15 protein-coding genes are annotated in these 19,876 nt (G+C 73.5%); 6 read left to right on the top strand and 9 right to left on the bottom strand.

Going from position 1 to position 19,876, the window contains the following annotated elements; genetic code table 11:
* Positions 1-74 precede the first annotated feature (74 nt).
* Positions 75-1,661: a glycosyltransferase family 2 protein gene (locus tag AAH991_RS13580; RefSeq protein WP_346226148.1), complete on the top strand. Its 1,587-nt coding sequence runs from the start codon at positions 75-77 to the stop codon at positions 1,659-1,661.
* A gap of 108 nt (positions 1,662-1,769) precedes the next feature.
* Here the strand turns inward: AAH991_RS13580 and AAH991_RS13575 are convergent, their stop codons facing one another.
* The 4 genes from AAH991_RS13575 to AAH991_RS13560 form a co-directional block, all read right to left on the bottom strand.
* Positions 1,770-3,431 carry a glycosyltransferase gene (locus tag AAH991_RS13575; RefSeq protein ID WP_346226147.1) on the bottom strand — a complete coding sequence of 554 codons (1,662 nt, stop codon included), beginning with the start codon at positions 3,429-3,431 and terminating at the stop codon, positions 1,770-1,772.
* Positions 3,428-4,543 (bottom strand): glycosyltransferase family 2 protein, encoded by a 1,116-nt coding sequence (locus tag AAH991_RS13570; RefSeq protein WP_346226146.1) that lies wholly within the window; start codon positions 4,541-4,543, stop codon positions 3,428-3,430. Before AAH991_RS13570 ends, AAH991_RS13575 begins: the two co-directional genes overlap by 4 nt.
* Positions 4,544-4,663: 120 nt before the next feature.
* Positions 4,664-5,542 (bottom strand): polysaccharide deacetylase family protein, encoded by an 879-nt coding sequence (locus tag AAH991_RS13565; RefSeq protein ID WP_346226145.1) that lies wholly within the window; start codon positions 5,540-5,542, stop codon positions 4,664-4,666.
* A gap of 58 nt (positions 5,543-5,600) precedes the next feature.
* A complete protein-coding gene (locus AAH991_RS13560; protein ID WP_346226144.1) occupies positions 5,601-7,004 on the bottom strand; it encodes a glycosyltransferase family 39 protein in 1,404 nt (467 codons plus the stop codon).
* A 306-nt stretch (positions 7,005-7,310) separates the two neighbouring features.
* Here AAH991_RS13560 and AAH991_RS13555 point away from each other — a divergent pair, with 306 nt between their 5' ends.
* Positions 7,311-8,294: a hypothetical protein gene (locus tag AAH991_RS13555; RefSeq protein WP_346226143.1), complete on the top strand. Its 984-nt coding sequence runs from the start codon at positions 7,311-7,313 to the stop codon at positions 8,292-8,294.
* On the top strand, positions 8,288-8,650 hold the full coding sequence (locus AAH991_RS13550) for a GntR family transcriptional regulator (protein WP_346226142.1): 363 nt from the start codon (positions 8,288-8,290) through the stop codon (positions 8,648-8,650). Before AAH991_RS13555 ends, AAH991_RS13550 begins: the two co-directional genes overlap by 7 nt.
* 61 nt (positions 8,651-8,711) lie before the next feature.
* Here AAH991_RS13550 and AAH991_RS13545 read toward each other — a convergent pair whose 3' ends face one another.
* The 4 genes from AAH991_RS13545 to AAH991_RS13530 all read right to left on the bottom strand — a co-directional run bounded on the left by AAH991_RS13545 (position 8,712) and on the right by AAH991_RS13530 (position 12,975).
* The gene (locus AAH991_RS13545; protein WP_346226141.1) at positions 8,712-10,019 is read right to left on the bottom strand and encodes a homoserine dehydrogenase; all 1,308 of its coding nucleotides are present in this window, start codon (positions 10,017-10,019) and stop codon (positions 8,712-8,714) included.
* Between the two features lie 42 nt (positions 10,020-10,061).
* The gene (gene lysA, locus AAH991_RS13540) at positions 10,062-11,468 is read right to left on the bottom strand and encodes a diaminopimelate decarboxylase (protein WP_428833983.1); all 1,407 of its coding nucleotides are present in this window, start codon (positions 11,466-11,468) and stop codon (positions 10,062-10,064) included.
* 128 nt (positions 11,469-11,596) lie between these two features.
* On the bottom strand, positions 11,597-12,310 hold the full coding sequence (locus tag AAH991_RS13535) for an anticodon-binding protein (protein WP_346226140.1): 714 nt from the start codon (positions 12,308-12,310) through the stop codon (positions 11,597-11,599).
* Positions 12,307-12,975, bottom strand: coding sequence for a TetR/AcrR family transcriptional regulator (locus tag AAH991_RS13530; protein ID WP_346226139.1), 669 nt, complete (start codon positions 12,973-12,975; stop codon positions 12,307-12,309). The genes AAH991_RS13535 and AAH991_RS13530 overlap by 4 nt, the downstream gene beginning before the upstream one ends.
* 108 nt (positions 12,976-13,083) lie before the next feature.
* On the opposite strand from AAH991_RS13530, the gene AAH991_RS13525 reads away from it, so the two are divergent.
* Entirely contained in the window at positions 13,084-14,019 is a 936-nt protein-coding gene (locus tag AAH991_RS13525; RefSeq protein WP_346226261.1) for a zinc-binding dehydrogenase, read from the top strand.
* A gap of 17 nt (positions 14,020-14,036) precedes the next feature.
* Here AAH991_RS13525 and AAH991_RS13520 read toward each other — a convergent pair whose 3' ends face one another.
* Positions 14,037-16,058: a glycosyltransferase gene (locus AAH991_RS13520; protein ID WP_346226138.1), complete on the bottom strand. Its 2,022-nt coding sequence runs from the start codon at positions 16,056-16,058 to the stop codon at positions 14,037-14,039.
* Positions 16,059-16,309: 251 nt separating this feature from the next.
* Here AAH991_RS13520 and AAH991_RS13515 point away from each other — a divergent pair, with 251 nt between their 5' ends.
* Both AAH991_RS13515 and AAH991_RS13510 read left to right on the top strand, forming a co-directional pair.
* On the top strand, positions 16,310-17,572 hold the full coding sequence (locus tag AAH991_RS13515) for an ATP-binding protein (RefSeq protein ID WP_346226137.1): 1,263 nt from the start codon (positions 16,310-16,312) through the stop codon (positions 17,570-17,572).
* A 353-nt stretch (positions 17,573-17,925) separates the two neighbouring features.
* Positions 17,926-19,614: an asparagine synthetase B family protein gene (locus AAH991_RS13510; protein WP_346226136.1), complete on the top strand. Its 1,689-nt coding sequence runs from the start codon at positions 17,926-17,928 to the stop codon at positions 19,612-19,614.
* Positions 19,615-19,876 lie beyond the last annotated feature (262 nt).

Below are 19,876 nucleotides of genomic sequence, written 5' to 3'. Positions count from 1 at the left end.
GCCACCTTAGGGAACCGGCGCCCGGTTTCGCTAGGGTGGAGCCGCCTCTTGACCATCGCTGAGAAGGACGAGGATTGGCCCACCTGACGGGCGTGGAGCCCCGGCCGAGGATCCGCCACAACGACTACTCTCCGCTCACGCCGCCGCCCATCGGCGGCTGGACGCCCACGCTCGGCGCGAGTGTCGTCATCCCCGCCCACGGCGGGCAGCACCGCCTCGACCTGACGCTGGCCGCGCTGGCCGCGCAGACCTATCCCGCGCACCTCGTCGAGGTGATCGTGGTGGACGACCGCAGCGATCCGCCCCTGCGCCTGCCGGACCTGCGCCCCGAGAACACGCGGATCGTCGCGGCCCCGGACGGCGGGTGGGGCGCCGGGCACGCGATGAACGCCGGGATCGCCGTGGCCGAGGGCGAGATCGTGCAGCGGCTCGACGCCGACATGGTGATCTCGCGCGAGCATCTGGAGGCGCTGTTCCGCTGGCAGCACCTCACCGACTACGTCGTCACGATCGGCGGCAAGAAGTTCGCCGAGGAGCGCCCGCTCACCCCCGGGCAGGTGTACGACGCCGTACGGCGGGGCTCGCCGGAGGACCTGTTCGATCCGTCGGAGCTGGTGTCCAGCTCGACCGAGGAGACCATCCGGCGCCTCGACGGCCTGCGGGCCAGCAAGAACCCCTACCAGGTGTGCACCGGGCCGACGGTCTCCCTGCGGCGGGCCCTGCTCGACGAGGTCCGCGGCTTCGACACCGATGTGGTGCGCGGCCAGGACACCGAGTTCGCCTACCGGCTCGCCCAGGCGGGGGCGGTGTTCGTCCCCGACGCCGAGGCCCGCGCCGTGCATCTCGGCCTGCCCGCGCAGCGCGGCGAGCACGGCAGGTCGATCGTCCGGCTCGTCGAGACCCACCTGGCGCACCGGGTCCCGCTCCGCCGCGACCTGCGCAAGGAGCCCGGCAGGCGCTGGCTCGTGCCGTACGTCGAGGTGGTCTTCGACGTGACGGGGGCCGGCGAGGGGCGCATCGTCGCGGCGGTCGACGCGGTGCTGCGCGGCACGCTCACCGACGTCGCGGTGACGCTGACCGGCCCGTGGTCGCTGCTCGACGGGGGACGCAGATGGGCGCCGGGCACCGAGGCGTTCGACCTCGCCCTGGTGCGGGCGGCGTTCGGGCACGACGCGCGGGTGCGGTTCGCGGAGCGGGCGGCGCCGACCGCCGCGCCGGTCCCCTTCCGCTACACGGCGCCCGTCGGCGCCCCTCCCGCCCCGGCGCTGCTGGAGCGTGGGGTCAAGGCGATGCTGGAGGAGCGGATCGGCCTGCTGGTCGTGGAACTGCCCGAAGGAGGCACGGCGACCCTGGAGCGGACCGAGGCCGCCGCGCGGGCCCGCCGTCTCGCCCGGCCGGGCGAGGACCCGGCGGATGTGATCGCCCAGACCCACGGCGTACGGCACGCCGCGGCGGGCGAGTTCGAGAAGAGTCCCGCGCCCGCGGCGAAACCGGCCGCGGCCGCCGCGCCGCAGCCCGCCCGGCAGCCGGCCACCGCGAAGCCGGCCACCGAGAAATCAGCCAACGAGAAATCGGCCACCGGGGAACCAGCCACCGCGCACGCCCCGCAACCGCAGCCGGAGGCGTCGCCGCGCCGCCGCGGCCTGTTCCGCCGTTCCTGATCGCAAAATCCTGCCGGGATGACCGGCCGGAGACCGGCGCGCACCCGCGCGAGGCCGGCCGGGCCGGCGACGGGCGATCACCGCGCGCGGACGCCGCGGGCGACCGGGTCAGGACTTCTTGAACGTGAAAGGCCGGGTGAGGCCCCGCGCGATGCCGCGCAGGCCCTGGGCGTGGCGCAGGGCCGAGACCTGCCCGCGCAGCGTCGAGACCTGCCGCCGCAGGGTGCCGATCTCCCGGCGGAACTCGACGGCGGACTTGCGCCACTTCCCCGCCTCGTCCCGCCATTTCGTCACCTGGCCGCGCAGCCGCTCGACCTCCTTGGTCAGCCGCTCGACCTCGGCCTGCGCCTCCACCCGCTTGCGGTAGGCGGTGCGGGGGTTCATGTACGCGGGGGCCTCCGCGGCGGCGCGGAAGCCGTGGGTCTCGCCGTCGGCCCAGTAGGTGCCGAACATCTCGTCCACGGCGTCGTCGGCGTCCTCGCCCTCGGCGGTGACGAGCGCGGCGCGGGAGAACGCCTCGGTGCGCTCCAGCCGCGCGGCGGTGACGCCTTCGGCGCCCTCGGCCAGGAGCACGCTCACCAGCCCGAGCTCCCGCTCGCGCGCCATCGCGAGCAGCCCGCCGATGCTGTCCTCCCCCGGCACCCAGCCGGGCGGCAGACGCAGGCGGTAGGGCGAGAGGGTGTCGGACGCCGCCGTCGCGAGCCGTACCCGGCCCTCGTGCGTGTAGTGGGCGCGCAGCAGCGCGAGGTCGAGGCACGGGTCCTTGAGCGGCGCGCGCTGCTCGGGGACGAGCTCGTCCCACGGGCCGGTCAGCACGACGGCGAGGTCGGTCACCGTGCCGGCCAGCGCGCCGTCCACCGTCGCCCTGACCTCGTCGTACGACGCCGCGGTCGCGTCCACGAGGACCTCCACCTGCGGGACCTTCCACTGACGGGCGGGGTGGGTGCGCAGCCACCGATATCCGGGAACGCGGTCGGTCACCAGGGCGTGGCTGACGCGGTTGACGGGCGTGCTGTCGCGCATGCGCATGGACGGGCCGAGGTGATAGGCCCTGGCCTGCGGGTCGGGGATGAAGACGGCGCCGGCCTGCGCCAGCCGGTAGCCCATCTCGGTGTCCTGGCCGAGGATCATCTCGGGGTCCATCGGCCCGGCCCGCTCGAACAGCCGCGCGGAGACCGACGACGCGCCGCCGATGTGGATGCTGAACGGCCGGGGCGAGCGGGTCAGCCCCTGCGACCGCTCCACCAGGTCTTCGATCCACGCGTGCGGCTCCGCGGGCTCGAAGAGCTTCGCCAGGTCGTCGGCCCCCGCGACGTCCGCGGGATCGGGCAGCGGGGCGGTGGTGAAGCGCAGGTAGGAGGTGACCGACAGGTAGGGCGCGAGGTGATGCCAGCGCATGTGCGCCTCCACCTCCTCCGGCTCGGGGACGACGTCGGAGTCCATCCAGTGGATGACGTCGCCCGTCGCGGCGGCCAGCCCGGTGTTGCGCGCCCTGGCCCGGCCGGGCGTCTCGCAGACCAGCAGCCGCGTGTGGCGGGGCCGGATCTCCGGCAGGCGCAGCCGCGGCTCGCTGCCGTTGTCGACCACGATCACTTCGAGCAGGTCCGCCGGGTACGTCTGCCTGGCCAGCCCGGCGAGCGTCAGGTCGAGCTTGGCCTGGTTGGCGTACGCGGGGACGACCACGCTGGCGCGCAGGCGGGGCGTCCACGGCGATCCGAGGGCGGGCGGCTGGAGGACGGTGTAGTCGTTTCCCCTGATGCGTGGCGTCATGGTGCTTCCAGAATCACACTCGGGCGAAAGCCGCGCCATTGGTTCGCCGCGACTCGCAGGAAGTGGGCAAGGGGAAGATTCCAGGTGTGGTCGGCGCTGACGGACCGCCGCAGCACGTAGCCCAGACCGTGGGTGCGGTAGACGCGGCCGCCGGCCGCCTCGACCGCGCGCAGGAGGTGCGCGTCCTCCCCGCGGTTCACCGGCCCGAAGCCGCCGACCTCCTCGAAGAGCTCGCGGCCGAGCAGGATCGTGCCGCCCGCGACGTGGTCGGCCCACATCTCGCTGCCGTAGTCGACGCGGCGGATGGTCGCGTGGAGGGGCTGGAGGTAGAAGAACTCCGGCGCGGTCCCGACGAGCTCCGCCCCCGAGTAGGCCATGGCCAGCAGCAGGTCGGCGAGGTGCTCGGGGCCGTACCAGTCGTCGTCGTCCCATTTGGCGACGATGCCGGTGGACGCCCGCGCGGCCGCGCGGTTGAGGACGGTCCCGAGCGGCGCGTCCGGCTCGGCCTCGATCACCGTGATCGGACGGGGGAACTCCTCGACGGCCTGCCGTATCCGCTCGGCCGCGAAGCCGTGCAGCGCGACGACGACCTCGAGATCCACCCCGCGCTGGCGGGCGAGTTGCCGCAGCGCGTCGCCGACGTAGTGGGGCCGCCTCGTGGCCATGACGACGGTCACCGGGGCGAGGTTCGTGCCGACGCCCGCGGCCCGCAGGGCGTGCCTGCGCAGGCGCACGCTGTGCTCCTCCCGGCGCAGGTCGGCCACCGACTCGGGCCCGCCGTCGTCGGCCTCGGGGGTCCAGGCGGCGGCCAGGCGGGCGAGCACGGGATCGGCCTCACGCACCCACCCCGGCGGGTCTTCGCAGGTGAGCGGCACCCCCGCGGCGGCCAGGCGGGCGACCGGGCCGAACGCCTCGGCGGCGGGCTCGGCCGGCCACCGCACCCGCAGCCCGCGCAGCGGCCGGAGAGGGGCGACGTCGGCGGCCTCGAGCGGGACGGCCAGCGGCCGGCCGGCGATCGTCCACCGGCCGTCGCTCCAGGACAGCGTCGCGGTCTCCTCGGTGGGACGGCGCGTGAAGCCGTACGGCGAGCACATGTCCGTCGTCACCGTCACGGCGTTCCTCCCGTGCGTCCGTTTTCAGGCTGGTGAACTTCTATCAGCCGAACCTTGTGAATTCCTGTGACCGCCGCGGTCAACCTGACGACTCGCGGTGACCCGGCACGACGGCGGAGATCACATCTCGTCGGGGACGGGCCAGACACGCCCGCCGACGACGTCGCCCAGCGTCTTCACGTCGATCGTCTTGGCCTTGCGCTGCTTGGCCACCCAGTCGACGAAGGCGGCGAACTCCTCGGGCGCCGTCGCGTACTTGTCCCGGCGGTCGTCCTTGATCTCGTGGAACACGAAGACCACCAGACCGCGGGCGCCCTGCCGCTGGGCGCGAGTGACGGACTCCCGCAGCGTGCGGGCCGTACGCGGCAGACCGGTCTGGCTCGTGGCGCGCACGTCGGCGAGGTCCGCGGGCGGGATCTTCTCCATGACCGGGCAGGAGCGGCAGCTGTCGGGCCGGTACAGGCCGTTGATGCCGCGCGCGGTCGTGTAGCCGCAGCGCATCGCCAGCAGCTTGGTGGCGTCGTCGAAGTCGCCGAACGGATAGGCGAACGACCGCACGTCGAAGCCCAGCTTCAGCAGCGCCCGCCTGTCGTCGCAGATCTCCGTCTGCTGCACGGCCTCGAACTGCTCCGACAGGTGCGGGTGGTCGAGGGTGTGGCCGCCGATCTCGTGGCCCTCGCGGCCGATGGCCCGCAGGGCGGCGACGCTCAGGTAACCACGGCTGCCGAGCCGCCCGCTGTTGACGTAGAAGGTGCCCTTGAGACCGCGCTTGCTCAGCGTCCTGGCGGCGGCGAGGTGGTCGGCCGTGCCGTCGTCGAAGGTGAGGACCACGGTCGGCACTCCGGCCGCCCGCGCCTCACGCTGCGTCGCGTTCGCGGTCTTCATCTGTGGGGCCGCCGCGTGCGCGGAGACGGTCTCGCGGGCCGTCGCGGCGGCCGGATGCTGGAGCCCCGCGACCGACGCCGCGGCGACGAGACAGGCCGGTACGAGTCTCTTCACCGTAAGTCGCATAGAGGAAAACTTTACTTGCAGAAGGCGGAGACTTTGCCGTGACCCGTCACCCGTCGCCGCGCGGGCGCTGGAACAGCGCGACCGTCAGGCCCGGCAACTCCGCGGAGTGCCAGGCCGTCGCGAGGCGGTATCCGGCCGCCCGGACGGCGGCCACCCGGGGGATCTTCTTGCCCGTCAGGCCGGACTGCTTGGTCCCCCGCCAGACCACCCAGACGCGGCGGCGTCCGGCGAGCGCCTCGGCGAGGTCGCCGCGCTCGGCGTACTCGAAGGCCGGGCCCTGCCCCTTCAGCAGCACGTCGTCGGGCAGGCCCGCGCGGCCGTAGTAGACGAAGCCGGTGCGCAGCCGGCTCTGGCCGTACACGATGGCGTCGCCGGGGCGTTCCCGCGCCCGGATCACGCCGACCGCGCCGGGGAAGTCGTCGTAGTGGCCGTTGCGCTGCCGGTAGTCGGCCTGCGCGGGAAGCCCCAGCAGCGCCACGGCCAGGACGAGGGGCACCGCGACCAGCGTGGCGGGAAGGGCGGCCAGGCGGACGGAGGCCAGGGCCACCGCTCCCGCCAGCGCCAGGGCGGGTGCCGCGACGAACACGTAGCGGTCCACGTAGGCCGGGGTCACCAGCGCGTCGATCGCGAGCAGCAGCACCGGCGGGAAGACCAGCCAGCCGGCGGCGAGCACTCCCCAGGGGACCGACCTGCGCAGCAGGATCACCACCCCCACGACGGCGAGCGCGAACAGCGCGGGCCCGGCGACGTCGGAGCCCGCCGCGTGCTTGGGGAACTTCAGCAGCACGTCGGGCCCGTGCGGCTGGATCCAGCTGATCGCGTGGCGCTCGCCCCAGCCCACCAGAGCGAGGACCACGACGGGGACGCATCCCACGGCCGTCGCGGGGACGATCCTGGTCAGGAACGTACGCCGGGGCAGGGCGAGCAGCGCGGCGAGGAACTGGGCCGGGAGCACGAGTACGGAGAACAGGTGCGTGCAGCCGAGCAGCGCCACCGACACCGCGTACCAACGGACCCGGGATCCGGTGGGCGCCTCCGCCACGCGGTGCAACGCCCAGGCGGAGACGACGGCCGCCGCGGCCGCGAACGCGTACGGCCGGGCGTTCGCGCCGTGGTAGGACACCGACGGCAGGACGGCGAACAGCGCCGCGGCCAGCACTCCGGCGCGCGGCCCGGCCAGCCTGCGGCCGAGGTCGGCCAGGAAACCGGCCGCCACGCCGGCCGCCAGGGCCGAGGGCAGGCGCAGCCACCACTCGGCCTCCCCGAAGAACGACCACACGTGGACGAGCAGGTAGTAGGGCAGGAAATGGCCGTCGATGTGCCGCACGAGCTCCCACAGGCCGCTCAGCGGCCGGGCCACCGCGGCGCTGTAGGTGGCCACCTCGTCGCCCGACAGCGACGCCGTGGTGCCGGAGATGGCGACGCAGGCGGTCAGCAGCCCCGCGAGCAACGGCGTCCATCTGGGCCAGTCCCTCGCGCGCGCCCCCGCGCTCCGGCCGGATGTCCGGACCGCCTCGCCCGTAACCACACTTTCCCCCACAGACGCGAACACTTCGGTGACTTTAGGCACGCCGCACACGATCGACGCGCGAATGATCGCGGACGTTACCGGATCGAGCTCCTCGGCTCCGCCGGAGCCCGGGCCGCGTGTGCGGGTGCGCCTCACCGTACGCAGCCCCGCCGAGGAGCGCGAGCCGGGCCTTCCACCCCTCTGTTTGCATTGTTATAGTGATATGCAAACAGTTGGAGGTGGCCCGTGTACTACCCCCCTCAGTACGACACCGGGCGTCCCGGCCGGCCTCGCCGTCTGGTCCTGACCCTCGCGCCACCGGTTCTCGCCCTCCTCGGTCTCCTGCTGCTCTATGCCGCCTTCCGGGACCGGCTGCCCGAGCGGGCCTACGTCTCCGGCTGGGAGCCGCGATGGGCTCCCGGCTGGGGCAAGTGGCTGCAATCGCTCGCCCTCTCCATCGGGGTCTTCGAGGTGGTGTTCCTCGCCGCGTTCGCGCACTACTGGCGCTGGCCCGGACTGCAGCGCTGGACCGCCGCGACCTCCGTCGCCGTGGCTGTTTCGATCGCGACGGGGAACGGTGTCGGGGTGACCACGCTGATCGACTCCGCGGGGCCCGCGGCCCTGCCGGCGTGGGAGGTTCCCGTCGAGATCACCCTCACCCTTCTCGGAGGCGCCGCGGGCTGGTGGCTGTCGGGCCCCCTGCCGCCCGCGCCCGGGGCGCACACCGCACCGCCCCCGGGAGTGCCCCTGCTGTCACTCGCGCCGGCCCAGCGGGCCGTCTACGCCGTGTCCGCCTGGCATCCGCGCTCGCTCCTGCAGGGAGCGGTGATGCTCGCCTTCGCCTGGTTCGGGTTCTTCAACCTCTCACGCTCCTGGCAAGGGGCGGCGCTGATGGGGCTGCTGGGGCTCATCGCGGTCCTCTCGGCCCGCACCCGGCTCCGGATCGACGGCAGCGGCGTCGAGGTCAGCCTGCCCGGCCTCGGCGGCCTGCGCCGGGCCGTGCCGTACGACACGGTGCTCTTCGCCGCGGTGCGGCCGAAGGCGTCCGGCAGGGGGCTCGGTATGATCGGCGGCAGCAGAGGGTGGGGTTACGTGAGCGGTCGTGGTCCGGTGCTGGCCCTCCGGCTCACCGACGGGCGGGAGTTCCTGTACTCGACCCGGGACGCCGAGACGGCCGCCGCGCTGGTGAACGGGGCGCTCACCCGGACACGGGGAGCCGCCGGGTGCTGATCGTCGTCGACCCTTCCTCGGCCCAGCCTCTGGCCGACCAGGTGGCGGCCTCGGTGCGCGCGGCGGTCGCCAGGGGCGCGGCGGTCCCCGGCGACAAGCTGCCCTCGGCGCGGGCCGTCGCCGCCGCGCTCGGCATCAACCTGCACACCGTGCTGCGCGGCTACCAGCAGCTCCGCGACGAGGGCCTCGTCGAACTGCGCCGGGGCCGGGCCGCGACGATCACCGACCTCGCCGCCGAGGGCGGACGCCTGCGCCTGCGCGAGGCGGCCGAGGATTTCGCGGGCGCGGTGCGCCTCCTCGGCGCCTCCGAGGAGGAGGCCCTGGACGCGGTCCGCAAGGCCTTGGCGGAGCGCTGAGCCGGTCCCGGCGCGGGCCGCCGACGCTCGCGGCGGCGGCCCCTCGCGGTCTCGCGGTGTTTCAGGGAGTGTCGTCGCCCTCGACCCGCATGACGCTCGCGACGGCGCGGACGATGTTCAGGTCGCGCAGATCCTTGATCGTGCCCGACAGGGCGGCGTCGCTGGCCCGGTGGGTCACCAGCACGAGCTGGGCGTCGTCGCCGCGGCCCTCCTGCCGTACCGTCTGGATCGACACGTCGTGCCTGGCGAAGATGTCGGCGACGCGGGCGAGCACACCGGGCTTGTCCGCGACGTCCAGCGACACGTGGTAGCGGGTGACGCTGTCGCCCATCGGGTGGACCTTGAGGTCGGCGTACGTCGACTCCTCCGGCCCGCGGGTGCCGGCGAGGCGGTTGCGCGCCACGGCGACGATGTCGCCCAGCACGGCGCTGGCGGTGGGCGCGCCGCCCGCGCCCGCGCCGTAGAACATCAGCCGCCCGGCCGACTCGGCCTCCACGAAGACCGCGTTGTACGCCTCACGCACCCCGGCCAGGGGGTGCGACCTCGGGATCATGGCGGGGTGCACGCGGACGCCGACCGACCGGCCGTCGTCGGAGCGGGCGCAGATGGCCAGCAGCTTGATGACGTATCCCATGCCCTTGGCCGAGGCGACGTCGGCCGCGGTGATCTCCGTGATGCCCTCGCGGTGCACGTCGGCGGCCGTGACCCGGCTGTGGAAGGCGATGCCGGCCAGGATCGCCGCCTTGGCCGCGGCGTCGAAGCCCTCGACGTCGGCCGTGGGGTCGGCCTCGGCGTACCCGAGCGCCTGGGCCTCCTCCAGGGCGTCGTTGAACGAGGCGCCGGTGGAGTCCATCTTGTCGAGGATGTAGTTGGTCGTGCCGTTGACGATGCCCAGCACGCGGCGCACCCGGTCACCGGCCAGCGACTCGCGCAGCGGGCGCAGCAGCGGGATCGCCCCGGCGACGCTCGCCTCGAAGTACAGGTCGGCGCCGTTCTCGCGGGCGGCACGGTGGATCGTCGCGCCGTCCTCGGCGAGCAGCGCCTTGTTGGCGCTCACCACGGACTTGCCGTGCGCCATCGCGGCGAGGATCAGCGACCTGGCGGGCTCGATACCGCCGATCACCTCGACGACGATGTCCACGTCGTCGCGGGTGACCAGGGCCTCCGCGTCCGTCGTGAGCAGCGCGGGGTCCACGTCGGCGTCCCGCTTGCGCCCGAGCCTGCGCACCGCGACGCCGGCCAGCTCCAGCGGGGCGCCGACACGGGCGGCCAGGTCGTCGGCCTGCTCGCGGAGCAGACGCACGACCTGCGACCCGACGACGCCGCAGCCCAGCAGCGCGACCCTGAGCGCCGGTTTGGCTTTACTCACGACCCCTCCTCGCTTCGCCGCCGGACTGTCCGGAGCGGCCGGTCACAGCTGCCCCCGGAGCAGGTCGTCCTCGGTCTCCCTGCGGATGATGACCCGCGCCTGGCCGTTGGACACCGCGACGACGGCGGGCTTGGGCAGATAGTTGTAGTTGTTGGCCAGCGACCGGCAGTAGGCGCCGGTGCCGGCGACGGCGATCAGGTCGCCGGGGGCCAGGTCGCCCGGCAGGTACAGGTCGCGCACGACCATGTCGCCGCTCTCGCAGTGCTTGCCCACCAGGCGCGACAGCATCGGCGCCGCCTGGCTCACGCGGGAGGCGAGCACGGCCGTGTAATCGGCGCCGTAGAGGGCGGTGCGGATGTTGTCGCTCATGCCGCCGTCGACGCTCACGTAGGTGCGCAGGCCCTCCACGTCCTTGACGGTACCGGCCTCGTAGAGGGTGACGCCGGACACTCCGGCGATCGACCGGCCCGGCTCGACCGTGAGCCGGGGCACGGGCAGCCCGGCCGATTCGCACACCTTTGTGACGATCTCTCGCAGGCCGTCCGCGATGACCTTGACGTCCAGGGACTCGTCGCCGACCACGTACGGGATGCCGTACCCGCCACCGAGGTCCAGCTCAGGAAGCACGACGTCGTGCTCCTCCTTGACCTCGACCAGCAGCCGGGCCAGGCGGCGGGCCGCGACCTCGAAGCCGCCGGTGTCGGTGATCTGCGACCCGATGTGGGAGTGCAGGCCGACCAGTTCGAGCTGCGGCAGCGCGAGGATGCGCCGCACGGCCTCGGCGGCGGCGCCGCTGCTCAGCGACAGGCCGAACTTCTGGTCGTCGTGAGCGGTCGCGATGAACTCGTGGGTGTGCGCCTCGACGCCCACGGTCACCCGGATCATCACCTTCGGCCGCACACCGTGCTTGTCGGCGAGGAAGCCGAGGCGGGCGATCTCCTCGTACGAGTCGACCACGATGTGGCCCACGCCGGCCGTGACGGCCTTCTCCAGCTCGGCGAGCGACTTGTTGTTGCCGTGCATGGTGATCCGCTCGGGCGGGAAGCCCACGCTGAGCGCGACGGCGAGCTCGCCCGCGCTGCACACGTCGAGGCCGAGGCCCTCCTGGTCGATCCAGCGGGCGACCTCGCGGCACAGGAACGCCTTGGCCGCGTAGTGGACCTCGCCGTCGTGGAAGGCGGACCGGTACTCGCGGCAGCGTGAGCGGAAGTCCTCCTCGTCGATGACGTACAGAGGTGTGCCGAACTCCTTCGCCAGGTCGCGCACGTCGATTCCGCCGATCGTGACGGCACCGTCGGCCCGGCCGGACGTTCGCGGCCAGATGGCCGGTTCGAGCGCGTTGAGGTCGGCGGGCACGTGCGGCGGACGCTCCTCGGGCAGTCCGGCGGTGACGGCGACGATAGTTGAGGCGGCGTGCAGGTCGCCGGCAGGGTGGGCGAATCGACTCACCCGAACGAGGCTAGCCGACCCTGCGATTCACTCGCGCCCGCTGTTCAACCTGCGAGACGACCCCGAAGGAAGATATTCAGATCCGCAGGTCATCTACGGCATTGCTTCCGGCGATCGGCCGATTTGGTTCAGATTTTGCCGGGGGGCGTGACGCCGAGCTCCGCCAGCCCCTCGCCGAGCACCCGGCGCACCGCCTCCCCCATCCGCACCCGGGCCGCGTGGACCTCCGACGGCGCCTCGTCGCCTCCGGGGATCGGGGACGCGCGCTCGACGGCCGTGTGGTAGACCTCGGCCAGCCGTTCGAGGTACGCCGCCCACCCGGGATCGCGGCTCTCCCTCCTGCTCGGCAGCTCGGCCAGGACCCGCAGCACGGCCCGGTCGAACGGGCCGTCGAGAAGCTCTGGCCGCGCCGCCGCGCCGGCCCGCACGCCGAGGTCACGCGCCCATCGCCGTACGGCTCCCGCCCGCACGTACGCGTACCGCACGGCGAAACCGGGGTTGTCCCATGTGCGAGGGAAGTCCGGCCACGGCGCCGCGGAGGACGCCGGGGGCGGGGACTCGGCGGCCGGCGACCGGCGCACCGCGGCCGGGGCGGCCAGGAGCTCGTCGACGATCTCTCCCGGCGTGGCGACGCCGATGACGAGGAAGCCGTTGGGCCGGACCTCCACCCGCCGGATCCCGGGCGTCCCACGCAGCCGCACCGCGAGCCGCTCCGCCACCTCGAGCGGGGGCTCCGCCGTTCCCCGCAGCGCCGCGGTGGACACGAACCGCGCCTCCCGCTCCCACGACCCCTGCGGCACCGGCGGCACGCCGAGGACGCCGCGCATCGCCTCCATGATCATGACGTGGCCGGGCCGTCCTTCGGCAGGGCGGTCAGCGTGAGACACCCGGGGAGCGCGGCGAACGCCTCACGCAGGCACGCGGCCAGGTCTTCGGACGCGGGCTCGCCCGGCAGGGACGTCCAGAACTCCAGAGCACCGTGCCAGGCCGCCACGAGCAGGTCGAGCACGAGCCTCACCCGCAGGTCGTCCACCCCGCGCAGGTCGAGGCGACGGCGCAGGATCGCGAGCGCCTCACGCGTGGTGCGGTCGCAGAAGTGCAGGCCGTACGCCCCCATCGAGGGGGTCCGGGCGGCCAGCAGCTCGCTGAGCCGGGCCTGACGCGCCCAGCCGCCGGCGGTCATCCGTCCGACGGCGGCGAGCAGGCAGTCCTGCACCACCTCGATGAGCGGGCGTCCCGCGCCGGGCTCGCACCGCTCCAGCTCGTCGAGGAAGGCCGCCCACATGTCCTGCGTGGGCGTCAGCGCGACGTCCTCCTTGCTGACGAAGTTGCGGAAGAAGGTGCGCTTGGAGACCTCCACGGCCGCGCACAGGTCGTCGAGGGTCGTCGCCTCGAAGCCCCGCTCGGTGAACAGCTCCAGGGCCGCGTCGACCAGCGCGCGCCGGGTGCGCAGCTTCTTGCGCTCACGCAGCGGGAGCCGGTCGTCGGGGACAGGGGTCGTGGTCATCACGGCCAGTCTAGTCCCGCCACGCCGCTTGCTGGCAAATGCCACTGAGTGGCATAGTGGGCGACGCTTCCGCCACCGAGTGGCACTTTTTCCATCGAAGGGATGACCATGCGCGCTCTGCTCGTCGACAGGTCCGCGCCCGCCGGCCTGCGGCTCGGCGAGGCTCCGGACCCCGAGCCCGCCCCTCACCAGGCGCTGGTGCGGGTGACCGCCACCTCGCTCAACTACGGCGAGGTCACCGCCGTCGTCCGGAACGCTCCGGACGGCGCCGTCCCGGGATGGGACGCGGCCGGGGTGGTCGAGCGGGCCGCCGCCGACGGCTCCGGTCCCGCCGCGGGCACCCCCGTGGTGACGCTCGGCTTCGAAGGCGCGTGGGCGGAGTACCGCGCCGTGGACACCTCTTACATCGGCACGCTCCCCGGGAACGCCGACTTCGGCGCGGTCAGCACGATCCCGGTCGCCGCGGGCAGCGCGCTGCGCGCCCTGCACCGGCTCGGCCCCATCCTCGGCAGGAGGGTGCTGGTCACCGGCGCCACCGGCGGGGTCGGCAGGTATGCCGTGCAGCTGGCCCGGCTCGGCGGGGCCCACGTGGTCGCGTCCACCGGCGACCCCGGGGCGCACGGCGACGCCCTGCGGGCGCTCGGCGCGCACGAGGTGGTGGACCGGCCGTCATCTCTCGGCGACCCGGTGCACGGCGTGCTCGACATGGTGGGCGGGCCCACCCTCGTGGAGGCGTACGGCAGGCTGGCCGAGGGCGGCACGCTGGTGGCCGTCGGGCACGTGACCGGCGAGCCGGAGACCTTCCCGTTCGGCGCGCTCTCCGGCGACCTGGGTCATGACCGTTCGGTGGTCACGTTCTTCCTGCCCTCCTGCGGCGGGCTCGCGCCCGACTTCACCTGGCTCGCCGGGCAGGTCGCGTCCGGCCGTCTCGATCCCGGGATCTCCTGGCGCGGCGGCTGGCAGAAGGCGCAGGAGGCGGTGGCGCTCCTCCTCGGCCGCCGCCTCCACGGCAAGGCCGTGCTCGACCTCGGCCCCGTGTTCTGAAGCCTCGGACCCGTGGCCTAGAGCAGGGCGAGGGGCTCGGCCGGGACGTACCCCTCCATACGCGCCGAACCGAGCAGCGAGCCCTCGGCCGAGTCGCGGACGCAGACGTAGGAGTAGCGGTCGGCCGAGTAGACCCGCACCCCGTCCGTACGGCACTGCCGCATCAGGACCTCGCCCCACTCCTCGGAGACGTCGGCGAAGCCGAGCTCGGTGAGGACCTGGCGGCGGGCCAGGACGGTGCCCCCGGCCACCTCGGGGAGGAACCGGTGCTCGGCCTCCGGCTGGCGCAGCAGCGTCGCGCCGGTCTCCGGCAGGTGGGCGTAGAACGACGCCTTCCCCAGCACCTCGGCGTCGGTGGAGGCGAAGTGGCGGACGAGGTCGGCCAGGTAGTGCTCGCCGTACAGATCCCTGGCGTCGAGCACGGCCACGTAGTCGCCGTCGGCGAGCCGGACCGCGCGGTCGAGGGCGGCGCCCCGGGTGACCGGCTCCCGCGTGGCGCGGACCACGACGTCGAGGTCCGGGCACGCCTGGCGGACCGTCTTGTCCACCAGGCCCGCGTCCAGGCCGTCCGCCACGATCACGATCTGACCGGGCCGCTCGACCTGACGGGTGACCTGGGCGAGCAGGCGGTCCAGCTCGCCCGGGCCGGCGACGGCGGCGATCGCCGTGATCACGCCGCTGCCCCGTACGCTCGGCACGCCTAGGGTGTCGAGGATCGGGTCGAGCAGCGGGGTGACGCTCGTGCGGGCCCGCCAGGCGAGGTGGGCCTCCCTGGCCAGCCGTCCCGCGTCGGCCATCAGGATCTCGGCCGCCGCGAGGATCTCCTCGCCCTTGGCCCCGGCCCGCACCTGGAGCACCGGGGTGCCGCAGGCCGCGACCTCCCCTATCACCCTCGGCTCGGCGTCGGCGCCGGCGATCACCAGGGCCGGCCGCCGGTAGGCCGTCAGCACGTCGTCGTACGACGTCGTGTCGTCGCCCTGCCCGGCCAGCGGCGGCCAGGCCGCGCCGCCGGCCGGCGGGGTGACCGTGCCGAGCGTGACGATCTCCCCGGTCCTGCCGCCCTCGGCGGGGATGGGGTTGTGCACACGGGGCTGGATCGCGAGCGGGAGCACGCCGACCCGGTCGTGGCGCAGCGCCGACCGCCACTCGCGGGCGCGGGCCTCCGTGGTGGCCAGCACGTACTCGAAGTGCTCGGCCGCCGGCACGGCCCGCGACACCGCGCCGCCGGAGTGCCAGAAGACCGTCTTGACGCCCCGCTTGTGACAGGCCGCCACCAGGTCGCGCAGCGCCCGCGTCTCCCCGGCCAGCGCCTCCAGCCAGCGCCCGCCGTTGCCCTGCCGGGGGCCGGGCCGTACGGACTCGACGAACAGCACGTGCGGCCGCTGCTGGTCGAGCATGGCCTCCCAGTTGTCCGGGCCGAAGTTGGTCACCAGCCGCCACTCGTACCGCAGCAGCGCCTCGGTCTGCCGGTCCACGATCGCGGCGACCGTCATGTACGGCCGGGCCGTCGGGCCCTTGGGGACCACGAACGACTCGGCGAGCGGCGCGGAGACCTGCGGGGCCTTGGGCTCGGGCGCGGCGGGGGCCGCCTTCACCTCGGGGACGGCGGGGAGCTCGGGCGTGAAGTCCGAGCGCTTGGGCGCGGGGCGCTTCCTGACCGGCGCCTTGAGCGTCCTGGCCACCGTGCCGGGCTTCTTGCTGTGGATCGCGTCGCCGAGCTTGATCCAGCGGCTCTCCTGGAGCGAGGCGAGCTTCCAGTTGGCGACCTCGGTCTGGTACTTCTGCTCCGCGAGCTGCTTGGCGAGCTGCGCGTTCTGCCGCTCGACGGTCTTCAGCCGCGCCTCGGCCTCACGCATCTTCGTCAGCGCCTCGGCCTCCGAGCGCGCCACCTCCTCCAGCCGCCGCCGGTAGTCCGTGATCAGCCGGGCCAGCTCCGCCGCGCCGGAGGCCCGCTCCACCGCCTCCGCCAGCGCCTGCCGCAGCGCCGCCGGGTCGCTCCGCTCGGGCTGTCCGGCTGCCGGCTCGCTTACCTCGCTCATAGGGGGTGACTCCGCGGTAGACCTTCAGGACCAGAGTCACAATATTCGCAGAACACCCTGATCGCTCTCAGCCGGAGCCGAGACCTCTCCCACCACGGCGCTTCCCTCACCCAGCGACCGATGCCCCGGCGGCCCCGCGGCCAGGGCACCGTACGCCCTGCGACCAGTTCACCACGACGGCTGCGACCAACTCGTCATCGATCATGCGGCCAGCGTGCCACTGAGACTGTCTCTTGTGCCATTCTGAGCTGGTGAGAAGCTCTGCGCAGACCCCGCTCGGCCGGGTGGTTCCGCGGCGCGCGGAAAGGCCGGCCGCGGACGCCTTGAACGACACCCGCGTCGTGCTGATCAACGGAGCCCGGCAGAGCGGCAAGAGCACCCTCGTGCGCCTTCTCGCCAAGGAACGGACGGCCGAGTGGCGCAATCTGGACACCCCGGTCGTCCGTCAGGCGGCGCAAGAGGATCCCGCGGGCTTCGTGGCGTTCCCCGATCCGATGGTGATCGACGAGATCCAGCGCGTGCCCGAACTCATGCTGTCCATCAAGGAACAGGTGGACACCGACCCCCGGCCGGGACGTTTCCTGCTCACCGGATCCGCGCGGGTGCTCGGTCTGCGGGCCCTTCCCGACGCGTTGCCGGGACGTATGGAGACGATCGAGCTGTGGCCGTTCTCGCAAGGAGAGATCGACGACACCCCGGACAGGTTCGTTGACGCGATCTTCGCCGAGGGCGAGGACCTCCACCACACGTCCTCCTTGTCGCGGGCCGACTACGCGGAACGAGTAGTGCGCGGGGGATTTCCGGAGGCGGTGGCCCGGACGAACCCACGCAGACGTGAGCGCTTCTTCGACTCGTACGTCGCCGATCTGATCGCGCGGGACGTGAGCCAGTTGTCCGAGATCGAGCGAATCGCCGAGATGCGCGCCCTGGTGCGGTCGGTGGCCGCCCGCTCGGGACAGTTGCTCGTCGCCGGGGGGCTCGGGTCGGACATCGGGCTGTCCGCCAGCACCGTCAACCGCTACCTCGGCCTACTCGAAGAGGTCTTCCTGATCAAACGCATCCCCGCCTGGTCACGCAACCTCAGCAACCGCGCGGTCGGCACTCCCAAGGTGGCCTTCGTCGACTCGGGCGTCGCCGCGAACCTGCTGGGCGCCGACGCGAGGAGCCTGGTGCGGCCCGAGGGCCGGTTCGGACCGTTGCTGGAGGGCTTCGTCCTCATGGAGCTCGCCCGCCAGCTCACCTGGTCGGACGAGCGCGTGGATCTCTTCCACTACCGGACCAAGGACAAGGTCGAGGTCGACGCGGTGCTGGAGAACCGGCAGGGCCGCGTCGTCGGCGTCGAAGTCAAGGCCTCCTCGACCGTCCGCGGCGACGACTTCCGCGGCCTGCGCCACCTCGCCGGCCGTCTGGGCGACGACTTCGTGGCCGGCATCGTCCTCTACACCGGCACGCAGACCCTCCCCTTCGGCCCGCGGCTGCGCGCCATGCCCGTCAGCGCCCTGTGGCAGGTCTGACGCCTCGGCCGGGCCACAGCGGGCGCCTCCACGTACGCCGACAGGGCCGGCGCGAGTGAGCCGGCCCGAATGCAGCGGGCCGGGTGCCGTGGGGCCGGCGTGAATCTGAGGCCGGCGGCACCATGCCCACGATCCCCATGCCGGAACGCCTCGCCGAAGCCCTGGAGGTACGGCTCAGCGTGCAGTTCCAGCCCTTCCGGGAGGCAAGTTGGCCAGCACCGGCGCATCCCCTTCGGTCCGCGACTGCGCGCGATGCCGGTCAGTGCCCCGCCAAGCCGTACGTCTCGGGGCTTTCGTCCCTTTGGCGGCCGGGAGGTCCGTAGACTCGGCTGCGGTTCAAGGGAGGGCAAACCGTGCGCAAGGGTGAGTGGCCGCGATTCCAGGCCAGGCCGTACGTCTGCGGGGCCGTCGGGCCCTTCGAGCAGGCCAAGCTCGACCTGCTGGCGCGGTCGGGGCCCGCAGTGCAGGCCGTGCACAGCGCCCCGGAGGCCGCGCTGCTCGCCTCGGCTCCCCTGGCGCCGTACGCCACGGGCGAGCGGACGACCGCGTACGCGTGGGGCGGCCGTCGGCCGGAGACCGGAGGCGAGCCCCGGGCCAACGCGTGGCTGCGGGTCGCGGAGACGTACGAGACCCCGGGCCTGGTGGACGAGCCGGACGCCGTGAGCCTGCACACGGGCGGTCTCGGCCTGGTCGACGTCTACTACCTGCAGGACGGGGACGCCGTCTACTTCTCCTCGCTCATCGAACCGCTCCTCGCGCTGGCCCGGCGGCCGTACGAGGTGAACTGGGAGGCGTGGGCCGCGATCCTCCGGCTGACCTACCCGCTGCTGGAGGACACGCCGTACCGCGAGATCCGGCGCCTGCCCGGCGCGACCGCGCTGAGCTGGTCGCGCCGCACGCCCGGGCTGCGCGTGGACCGGCGGGCCCCGCGCTGGGTGCGGGAGGAGCCGGTGGACCGGGGCGTCACCGGCGGCGACCTGGTCGCGCTGCTGCACGACGCGCTCAAGCCGTACGAGCGGGTGCTGGTGCCCGTGAGCGGCGGGTACGACTCCCGGCTGCTGGCCAGCGTGGCGGTGGCCAGGAAGATGGACGTCGAGTCGTGGACCACGAGCCCGGACGACGGGCTGGACAACGACATCGACTTCGCCCGCTACATCACGCGTGAGCTGGGGATCCCGCACCGGATCATGCCGCAGGACCCGGCCGCCTATCCGCAGGAGGCGCTGTGGGCGGCGCGCCGCCTGGAGTTCCTCACCAGCCACCACGCGTGGTACTCCCCCTTCGCGCGGGAGGTCCACGGCGCGGGCCGGGCACTGGTGGACGGTCTCGCGGGCGGCCCGCTGATGAAGAACTTCCTGATCACGGCGGACGCCGTCGGCGCGGGCACCGGCGCGTCACGTCAGGAGGCGCTGCTGAAGGCGCTGGCGACCGGCGACGCCCACGTCCCCGTGCTCGGCGAGGCCGCCGCCGCGTGGATGGACGACCGGGTCCGTACGGCGTTCACCCGGGCGACCTCGATGCTGCACGGGCACCGGGCCGAGCTGCCGTTGAGCGTGCTGCACACCCGGACCGTGCGCGGCATCGCCCGGTCGCCGGTCAACCTCGTCGGCCCGGAGGCGACCCCGGTCTTCCCGTTCCTGCACCCGGAGTTCTTCGACGCGGCGCTGTCGGTGCCGGTCGCCCGCAAGGAGGGCGGGAAGTTCTACCGGGAGGTCCTCCGGGCCGCCAACCCCCGCGTGGCGGCGCTGCCCTCGACCAACACCCCGCTGATGCCGAACCGCCGCGTCCCGCTGCGCTCGAACGGGCCGGTCGCCCGCGAGTGGAATCACCGGATGCTGGTCAAGGCCGCGGAGATCCCCGGGCTGATGTCTCCCGCGATGCTGGAGGCGATCGCCGGCGGGCCGGACGCGCTGACCGCCTTCGGCTCGTGGAACTCGCGGTTCTGGCTGCGCGCCCTGGTGGCGTTCGGGGCCTGGCTGACCGACTACGAGGACGTCCTCGGCGACCTCGCCCCGCCCTGGACGGCGCCGTCCGGCGGGTAGCCCGCGCCGCACACCCGCGCCACGCCCCCCGGCCGGGCGCCGTCCGGCGGGTAGCCCCGCCACACACCCGCACCCCGCTGCGGCCGCCTCCGGCGGGCGGCCCGCACCGTCCGGCTGCGCGCCTGTGCGGTAGCCGTACGTGATCAGCCGTAAACAGGTAAAAACTGCATGTCAGACCCCTGTCAGCCTTTTCGGTCAGGCCACCTCAGGTGGTATTTTTGGTCAACTAGAGCCAAACATCACGGCGTGAGCTTCAAAGCTC

The organism is Microbispora sp. ZYX-F-249, from assembly GCF_039649665.1.
Taxonomy (GTDB): domain Bacteria; phylum Actinomycetota; class Actinomycetes; order Streptosporangiales; family Streptosporangiaceae; genus Microbispora; species Microbispora maris.
The sequence above is the reverse complement of the archived record's forward strand: the minus strand, read 5'-3'. Positions and strand labels throughout refer to the sequence as shown.